General features: G+C 37.9%; 7 protein-coding genes and 1 rRNA gene. All 8 read right to left on the bottom strand.

The window, feature by feature from the left end; genetic code table 11:
* Positions 1 to 325 (bottom strand): 16S ribosomal RNA (locus FZC40_RS15160); the annotation flags it as partial.
* Positions 326 to 904: 579 nt separating this feature from the next.
* Positions 905 to 2,371, bottom strand: coding sequence for a lysine--tRNA ligase (lysS, locus tag FZC40_RS15155; RefSeq protein WP_148605869.1), 1,467 nt, complete (start codon positions 2,369 to 2,371; stop codon positions 905 to 907).
* Between the two features lie 10 nt (positions 2,372 to 2,381).
* Positions 2,382 to 2,864, bottom strand: a complete 483-nt coding sequence (greA, locus tag FZC40_RS15150; protein ID WP_148605866.1) for a transcription elongation factor GreA — start codon at positions 2,862 to 2,864, stop codon at positions 2,382 to 2,384.
* Between the two features lie 118 nt (positions 2,865 to 2,982).
* The gene (gene serS / locus FZC40_RS15145) at positions 2,983 to 4,254 is read right to left on the bottom strand and encodes a serine--tRNA ligase (protein ID WP_148605864.1); all 1,272 of its coding nucleotides are present in this window, start codon (positions 4,252 to 4,254) and stop codon (positions 2,983 to 2,985) included.
* Positions 4,255 to 4,289: 35 nt separating this feature from the next.
* The gene (locus FZC40_RS15140; RefSeq protein ID WP_148605862.1) at positions 4,290 to 7,031 is read right to left on the bottom strand and encodes a UPF0182 family membrane protein; all 2,742 of its coding nucleotides are present in this window, start codon (positions 7,029 to 7,031) and stop codon (positions 4,290 to 4,292) included.
* 136 nt (positions 7,032 to 7,167) lie between these two features.
* The gene (locus FZC40_RS15135; RefSeq protein ID WP_148605860.1) at positions 7,168 to 7,800 is read right to left on the bottom strand and encodes a M15 family metallopeptidase; all 633 of its coding nucleotides are present in this window, start codon (positions 7,798 to 7,800) and stop codon (positions 7,168 to 7,170) included.
* A gap of 190 nt (positions 7,801 to 7,990) precedes the next feature.
* Positions 7,991 to 8,851, bottom strand: a complete 861-nt coding sequence (locus FZC40_RS15130) for an amidohydrolase family protein (RefSeq protein WP_148605858.1) — start codon at positions 8,849 to 8,851, stop codon at positions 7,991 to 7,993.
* Between the two features lie 11 nt (positions 8,852 to 8,862).
* On the bottom strand, positions 8,863 to 9,759 hold the full coding sequence (locus FZC40_RS15125; protein WP_148568538.1) for a methylenetetrahydrofolate reductase: 897 nt from the start codon (positions 9,757 to 9,759) through the stop codon (positions 8,863 to 8,865).
* Positions 9,760 to 9,763: the final 4 nt, after the last annotated feature.

Below are 9,763 nucleotides of genomic sequence, written 5' to 3'. Positions count from 1 at the left end.
TCTCAGTTCCAGTGTGGCCGTTCGCCCTCTCAGACCGGCTACCCATCGTCGCCTTGGTGGGCTGTTATCTCACCAACTAGCTAATGGGACGCGGGTCCATCCTATGGCGCCGGAGCGTTTAATACAATAGCCATGCGGCTCTCGCATCTTATAAGGCATTACTCCCAGTTTCCCGAGGCTATTCCTTTCCAAAGGGTAGGTTACCCACGCGTTACTCACCCGTTCGCCACTCTCTGAAGGTGCAAGCACCTTCGTCGCGTTCGACTTGCATGTGTTAAGCATACCGCCAGCGTTCGTCCTGAGCCAGGATCAAACTCTCAATAAAAGTTTGTATTCGAGCCTTTCGGCTTTCATATCTGTCTCATGAATAACTCAATTTTATCCTCTTGCGAGTTGATGTTTTATAGAGTGCATCTCTCTGTTTCTATTTTGGCCGCTTGCATTCTTGCGAATGTTTTGGCTGTTTTACAGGTTTTATGGTACTATTCTCTTTTCTATGACCGCCGCTCCGTTCTTACGAAGCTTGTACATTATATCGTCGCTGCCTTAAGTTGTCAAGCTTTTTTTTAAGTTGTTTTTAAATCGCTTTTTTTGCTGCGCTGCCCCTGTTCGGGACAACTTCATTAGTATACTCCGATTATCACACTCTGTCAATCTTTTTTTATTTTAATTTTGTTTTTTTTTCGACTTAAAAAAGCATTATAATATTTTTATATAAGCAAGTCTTTATTCTTATGTAAACTAAGTTCATACTGGCTATTTTTATTAGCCATGAAAACCATCGCCAAACTGCTTAAGTCACTTTAAATGGTATTTAACGACTATAACTTTGCTAAAGAGTTCGAAACACGGTCCCTTTATTGAAAGGACCCAGAATCAAGAGACTCTGAGTCCTTTATTATATTTAATCGATTGGTTTCATTGTTGGGAATAGAATTACGTCTCTAATGCTGTGCTGATTAGTAAAAAGCATTACCAGACGATCAATACCAATTCCTAGACCACCAGTTGGAGGCAATCCAACTTCTAATGCATTGATAAAATCAGCATCATAAGGATGTGCTTCATCGTCACCGTCAGTTTTCTTTTGGACTTGTGACATAAACCGTTCTTTTTGATCAATTGGATCATTTAATTCCGAAAACGCATTAGCACATTCCGCCCCATTAATAAATAATTCAAATCGTTCGGTATATCGAGGATCTTTAGGATCTTTTTTTGCTAATGGCGAAATCTCGACCGGGTGCATTGTTACGAAGGTTGGCTGGATTAGCTTGTCTTCCACATATTCATCAAAAACTTCTGCCATTATTTCCCCAACGCTGTTTTTACCATCAACGTCCACATGTAATTCTTTTGCTGCCGCACGAGCCACTTCTACATCAGTCATGACATCAAAATCCACATTGGTGTGTTCTTTAACTAAATCCACCATTCTGGCTTTTTTAAACGGTGCTTTTAAATTAATTTCTTCGTCTCCATATATTACGATCTCTGAATGGTTCACCTCTTCGGCAAGAAAACTGTACAGTTCTTCAATCATTTTCATCAGATCTTCGTAATTTGCATAAGCTTCATAGGATTCAAGTAACGTAAATTCTGGATTATGCGTTGCATCCATTCCTTCATTTCTGAAAACCCGGCTCATTTCATAAACTTTATCAAAGCCACCAACAATCAGACGTTTCAAGGACAGCTCTAATGCAATTCTACAATACAATGTGATATCTAATGCATTATGATGGGTAACAAATGGTCTCGCGTTTGCTCCGCCTGCTAAATTTGAAAGTACCGGTGTTTCTACCTCAAGAAAATCTCGAGCATCATAAAACTCGCGAATTTTTCTCATAATAAGAGAGCGTTTTTTGAAAACATCTTTAACTTCAGGATTAACGATTAAGTCGATATAACGTTGACGATATCGTAAATCCATATCTTTAAGCCCATGATATTTTTCAGGAAGAATTTGCAACGATTTACTTAATAGAATTATTTCTGAAACTCTAACCGAAATTTGGCCCATTTTCGTTTTGAAAATCTCGCCCTTAACACCGACAATATCGCCGATATCATAAGTTTTTATCTCATCGTAAATTTCTGGCAGTAAGTCTTTCTTTAAAAATAGTTGAATTCTTCCTGAAGAATCTTGAAGATCATAAAACGCAACTTTTCCCTGGCCTCTTTTGGACATAATACGACCGGCCATTGAAACCAGCTTTTCTTCATATTCTTCAAATTTCTCTTCAACTGCTTTAGCAAGAACACTTACATCATAACTTGTTTCTTCAAAGGGATTTTTCCCTGCTTCTTGTGATTTTTTTAATTTATCTCTTCTTACTTCAAGGACTTCACTTAGATTTTCTGTTGTCAACTTTGTACCCCTATCTATGTATTTCTAAAATTTGGTATGCTGCTTCGCCATCTGGAATTTGAACTTTTACAGTATCTCCAACTTTTGCTCCGAGAAGAGCAGATCCGATCGGTGATTCATTGGAAATACGATTGTTTTTCGGGTCAGATTCTTGCGAACCGACAATTTTAAATTCAGATATCTTATCAAAAGCAGAGTTTTTTATCTTGACAATGCTGCCAACTCCAACATCTTCGGTATGAATATCCTTATCGTCAATTACTTGAATTACTTTTAATTTTCGTTCAATCTCTGATATTCTTCCTTCTACAAATCCTTGTTCGTTTTTTGCTTCATCATATTCTGCATTTTCACTTAAATCTCCGAATTCACGGGCTATTTTTATTCGATCTGCAACTTCATGCCGCTTAACAGTTTTCAAATATTCAAGCTCTTTTTTCATACTATTAAAGCCAGCTTCAGTGATAATTACCGCTTTTTCATTTGTGCTCATTTTTATACTCCTTCATAGTGACACTGTTTTTCACACTCGAATCATGAGTGTAATTATAAATTTTTTACTTATTTATGTCAAGTTTCATAAACAATCATAATTTTTGTTGGGGTTTTCATTATTTTCCAATAACAGTTTTTCCCCACATTAAATGAATCAGTTTTTCAGGAACAACAACCGATCCATCGGCTTGTTGATAATTTTCTAAAATTGCTGCAAAGGTTCGACCAACGGCTAAACCGGATCCATTAAGGGTATGTAAAAACCGCGTTTTTTTAGTTTCGCTGTCTCTGAAACGAATATTTGCGCGTCTTGCCTGATAGTCCTCAAAGTTTGAACATGAGCTTATTTCCACATAACGATTGTAGCTCGGCATCCATACTTCAATATCATAAGTTTTTGCAGAACTAAAGCCAAGATCACCGGTACACAACTCAACCACACGGTAAGGTATCTCTAATAGTTGTAAAATACGTTCTGCATCATTAGTTAACGCTTCTAGCTCTTCGCCAGAATGATCCGGATGAACAAACTTAACCATTTCAACTTTATCAAATTGATGGTTCCGAATAAGACCACGGGTATCTCTCCCGGCCGAACCAGCTTCCTGTCTGAAACAAGGTGTGTATGCCGTAAAGTATTTCGGCAAATCTTCCTCTGCTAATATTTCATCTCGATAAATATTCGTTACCGGTACTTCTGCTGTCGGCACTAGAAAAAAGTCTTTGCTTGGTATATAAAATGCATCTTCTTCAAATTTTGGTAGTTGTCCTGTGCCTGTCATGCTCTCTCGATTAACCATAAATGGCGGTGATATTTCAGTATACTGTTGTTCAGTGCAATGAACACGAAGCATAAAATCAATAAGTGCGCGCTCTAACCTTGCCCCAGCACCTTTAAACATACTAAATCGTGTCCCTGTAATTTTTACTGCTCGTTCAAAATCAAGAATGTCTAAATCTACGCCAATATCCCAATGCGCTTTGATTTCAAAATCAAAACTTCTTGGCTCTCCCCATTTTCTGATTTCTACATTTTCCGAATCATCTTTTCCCACATGGATCTGAGGATTGGGAACGTTTGGAAAAGTCAGCAGTGAATAACGGATCTTCTCATCTATCGATTTTATTTCAGTATCCAACTCTTTTATTCTTTCAGATAATTCTTTCATCTCAGTAAAAATAGCGGAACAATCTTTCTTTTCCTTTTTCAATAATGGGATCTCCTTAGATACCACATTTTGACGATTTTTCATTTCTTCAACTCGGCCTAATGTTTCTCGTCGTTTTTCATCCAATGAAAGGATTGAACTTAAATCATAATTGCCTCGTTTGTCCAGACCCGCCTGAACTTCCTCTTTGTTTTCTCGAATGCGTTTTATATCAAGCATTTTTTTCCTCCTGCTTTAATTAATAAACTTTACTACTACTGAGTTACCCCAGTAAGCTGTTGCAGTTGAGTCAGAACCTGATCTAACTCATTCAGTTTTTGGCCATAACCAGCCCAATCTCCAGCTTTTTGTACGTCTTGAGCTTCTTTAAATAAGCTGTTGGCTTTTGCTGCTAATTCTGAAATGGAACTGGTGCTTCCCGTACTCTGAGGTGCACTACTACCCTTAACACCGATTTGGCTATTAAAAACCTGACTTAATGCTAAATCAAGTGAGTCAGCCATGACAATTTGATTTTGATAACATACTATAACCTTTTTAAGTTCCGGTAAATTGTTTTCTCCACTAGCCGCCTGGATGTAAATTGGTTCAACATAGAGAATTGCATTCTCTATCGGAATCGACATTAAATTTCCGCGAAGCACTCGCGATCCCTGCTGCCCTAGCAGCGTAAGCTGTGGGGATATGGTCGTATCCTGATCAATTCGCTGTTCAATTTGCATTGGCCCATAAATCAACTGTTGCTTGGGGAACTCATATAAAATAAGCTTTCCATAATCTGCTCCATCTGAAACTCCTGCTAGCCATCCAATCATATTGTCTTTATTCTTTGGCGTAAAAGAAGCAGTAAGCATGAATTCCTCATTACGGTCAGGCAGCTTCATGATTGTGTAAGCAGACTCCACGGTGGTCTTGGTTTTTTCAGAATCACTATACTGAGTCGCTGTTTCCCACTGATCTTCTTTATTATAGAAGGACAAAGTATTAGACATATGATAAGTCTTGTAAATATCAGACTGAACATCAAACAAAGTTTTTGAATATCGTATATGTTCTCTGATTCCTTCCGGCATTTCCGAAATGTCTTTTAAAAGTCCTGGGAATATTTTCCCATAAGTATCTAAAAGTGGTTCATCTTCCATTTGATAAAAGGTAACATCGCCATTGTAAGCATCAACAACAACCTTTACTGAGTTACGAATATAGTTCTTTCCTGATGCATCATAAGGCTGGGAGTATGGATATTTACTACTGGTCGTGAAGGCATCCACGATCCAATAAAGTCGACCTTCTGAAATCACCATATATGGGTCACTGTCATAGTCCAAGAACGGTGCAATAGTAGAAACTCGATCGATAATATTTCGATGAATGATCATATTACTTTCATTGGTTACTTCATTGGTCAAAAGCAACTCCGGCGAACCAAAATGAAGTGCGAATGCCAGCTTATTGATAAAGGACATTTTTATCCCCGCTGTACCGGTGTAAGTCACCTCCTGATTATTATCTCCCTGGGGATAGTCAAACTCAGCGGTTTTACAATTTGTGACTGCATAGTCATAGTTGCTTTCGCCAAAATAGACTCGGGGCTCTTTAATCGCTAGTTCTGGTACACCTGTTACCGGTGGAATATCTTTAACAATAAGATCTGGCTGTCCAACATCATTGGTTTCATTGACAGGCGATACTGCAACGCCAAATCCATGTGTATATTTCAAATGTTGATTGACCCATGTTTTAGCTTCGTTAGGAAGAAGTGTGTTGTTCATCTCTCTCGTTCCCAAAAATACCTGGGTATAAGTTCCATTCACATTATAACGATCAACATCGACATCATAAAACTGATAGTAATTTCGAAAGCCTTGAAGCGAATTGTACATATCCTTAGTCGGCGTTTGATCATTTATCGGAATGTTATTTATGGTCACATCATTCTCTTTGATATCGGTAGCGGTTATTTCCTGGGTTCCTGAGAACTCTTTAACTTCTACATTAGTTAAATTGTAAGCCGCCTGAGTAGACCGAATGCTATTGGCGATGTATGCTTCTTCCTTAGTATATTGGTTTGGAATAACGACTAACGATTGGTAAATACTCTGACCAATGCCGCCAAGAATTATAACCGCAATCAGCAGAACCGGACCCGCACCCATCAACAGATATTTTTTCTTGTAGCCTGCTAGCACCGAAGTGACCGCTAGAACAAGACAAAGAATGCCTTTGAAAATGATCACTTTTAATCCGACATCAATATCTGAAGCGCCTGCTCCAAAAACAATTCCGGTATTGGAATACAACAGTTGAAATGCTTCTAAAATACATCCCAAGGAAAGTAATACAAAAAGAATTCCTAAAAAGATGCCAACCTGCTTGGGGGCAATCTCCAGGTAAGTTTTGAAAACCCCTTTTGTATTTTCTTTAAGTGATTCTAAATCCTGGGTCTGATTAAATTCTATTTTCTTTCCCTCGTAAAGAGTATAGGCCGTATATAAAAAAGTTAGAATTACAAATGTAACAAAGCAGCCTATCAATATGCTGAATAGTTCTTGGTATAACGGCAATCCAAAAAAATACAGTGATAGATCCTGATAAAAGATCGGATCTGTAATATTAAAATTCGTCTGATTGATAAACTCTAATATTTGGTACCACAGCTTATCTGAAATAAAAATCGTTAAAAATAATGCAATAAAACAAATGATAATAAATATAACCGTTTTTTGCTTTTTGGTTCTCTTTTGAACAATACCAATATATTTTTTTGAAATATGATTAAGCAGTTTTAAATAGAAAAACAGAATCAGTAATAGTCCACAAAATATTGGAATACCAATCTGGAGTTTTGTAACCAGTTCCTTGAAAAATATTTCTGTATATCCCATTTCAACAAACCATAAATAATCAATGTAAAAATTGTTTAATGATAACAGCAGCGAAATAATAACTACTATCACGCCCAATACAATTAAGATTGTCTTGTTCCTTTTTCTCATTTTTCCCCATCTTTCATACGCTAAATAGTATTTTAATCTAATTTTTATATTATATCACAAATTTTACAAACTTCATCATCAGATTGGAAATTTTCTTCTTAAGAAAGAAGCTGTTCTCAGCCTATATCATGTATTTCTAATCTCTAATACTAAAGTCAAAATAAGTTTCTGGGTAGGGTTCATCAGACAGTGTAAAATGCCACCACTCCTGTTGCATCGGCTCAAATCCTTCTGATCGCATCAGGTACCTCAATTGAACTCGATTTTTACTTTGCGCTAAACTTAAATGGTCGTAATCACTATAAGAAATCTCTGAAAAGAAATCAAAATGACCGCCCATATCAACTTCTTTACCCGTTTCCATATTGATCACAGTAAGATCTATTGAACTTCCTCGTGTATGTGATGACTCTGATGCAATATAGCCACTTTTAAAAATTTCTTGTCGCGTCATGGATGGATAAAAAGCACTTTTCGTTTTCCCATCCTCTTTTTGATTTCCCCACCGAATAAAATGTTCCACCGCTTGCTTGGGACGATATCCGTCAAATACTTTGAGACCATGCCCTTCTTCGATGAGAAGGTTTTGAACTCCAGCAAGTGCGATTGTTGCCTTTTCGGTCAGTAAGATAGTCGGTGATTCATACCCATCAATTCGCTCACCGACAAAATTTTCTCCAGTAAAATATTTAACATCTGTAATGATTCCGGGAATTTCTAATGAAATATCCACAAAGTCACTTGGACGTACAATCATAATTTTTTTCATCGACTATGTCCTCTAATTCGCTACGTTTTTAAACCTATTTTCTTATTTTATACGATGAACGGGATGATTACCAGTCTTAAATGCTTTTTTTCTCACGCCTTGACGTTTTCTACGAGCTGAAGGATACAAAACACAAAAAATGATATCTGCAAATAAATTTGCAGGTATCATTTTTTCGATTTATAATGTATTATTTAATGTCTAAAACCCTTTTTCCAATACTTTCAAGTTTTTTTTCCGTCAATCCACAATCAAGTAAGTAGCCAAGTTCATCCAAGGTGCTCTGTCCATGTGGTACTAAAGTCGCTCCTGAATCACTTCCCAATGCAATGTTCACACACATTGCATTGGCTTTTTTCACCATTGATCGATGCTGTCTAAAATAAGCTTCTGATACTTGTTTATACTTTTTCATTGGACTGTCATCCCTACATTTTGCGATATTTGCAAAAGGCGCTAACGTTGGTACCCAAATTACGTTGCTTTCGCGCATTGCACAAAGGCAGTCATTATCTATCCCGTAACCGTGCTCAATCGTATCTGCACCAGATGTTAAGGCCATCATGATCCCTTCCGGAGTATTCGCATGAACCATCACTGACAATCCTCGTTGATGAGCATGGTCGATCATAGCCGCACATTCACTTTTCGAAAATCCGATCGGGCCGGAAATACCTAACTCTGTGAAACTCATAATTCCGGTAAGAATAATTTTAATAAAATCCGGACTTTCTTTAATCAGCACGTCCATTTTTTTTATGCTATCTTTTTCGTTGTCAACAGGATCGCCTAAAAAATTTCCGTAATGGCCTCTTTTATAAAAAGCACGAATGGGTGTTCTGAAAATCAGATCGGAGTCTTTTGAAATTTCTCTGAGAACTATTCCAACTCCTGAGCCATCGCCGCCATCACGCAATCCTTGAACGCCATATGATTGATAAGTTTGCATGACTTTTTTCATACCTTCAACTATATCATCATTATTGATCCCAGATTTATTCTTTTTTATGGAATTACCTAATCCACAGTGTATATGACAGTCTATGATCATTTTAAATTCGGTTATTTTGCCACTGGTGCTATTCCAGCCATGTCAAGAATCTCTGGAATTCTGTTTTCCCAGCCTAATGACATGATGTGAATACCTTGGCAGTAGTCTTTACATTCTTTGATCAGACGAGCGCAGATTTCAACGCCTGTGTCGCCTGCTTTTGTCTTTTCCTTATCTGCCTTCAATTCTTCAATCATATCATCGGGAACATGAACGCCGGCTACATTGCCATTCATATAACGGCACATGCCGACATTTTTCGGAATGATGAGTCCCAATTGAACTGGCACACCAAACTGTTTTGCTTTTTCCATGAATTCCATGAATTTATCAGGTTCGAATACTCCCTGGGTCTGGAAATATTCACATCCGGCTTTCACCTTTGCCTCCATTTTTGCCAGTTGGACATCCACAGAGTCACTGCAAGGCGATACAACCGCGCCCTTAGCAAACTTAGGTGGTTTTCCATCAACAGCATTGCCCGCAAGGTCGAAGCCTTGTTCCAAACATTTCACCGCGTGAATCAATGACACGGAATCAAGATCGAAAACGGGTTTTGCCTGTGGATGATCTCCCAGTGTGGTGTAATCTCCGGTTAATAACAATAAATTTTCAATGCCCAACAATGCCGCACTTAATACATCCGACTGCAGGGCAATTCGGTTTCGGTCCCGACAGGTAATTTGAAAGATTGGAAGCAATCCCTCATCTTTCAAGACTTTACATGTTGCCAGTGAACCAGTACGCATAACAGAAGACTGATTGTCCGTTACATTCAATGCATGGACTCGGGTCTTTAAAAATTCATGGGCATCTTTAATCAAGTGGTCAATTTCAACCCCTTTTGGAGGTCCCACTTCTGCAGTTACTACAAACTCGCCTTTTTCAAACAGCTCAGTTATTCTCATTTAT

This window comes from Acetobacterium tundrae (assembly GCF_008086615.1).
Taxonomy (GTDB): Bacteria; Bacillota; Clostridia; order Eubacteriales; family Eubacteriaceae; genus Acetobacterium; species Acetobacterium tundrae.
This window is presented reverse-complemented; position numbering and strand designations above follow the sequence as displayed.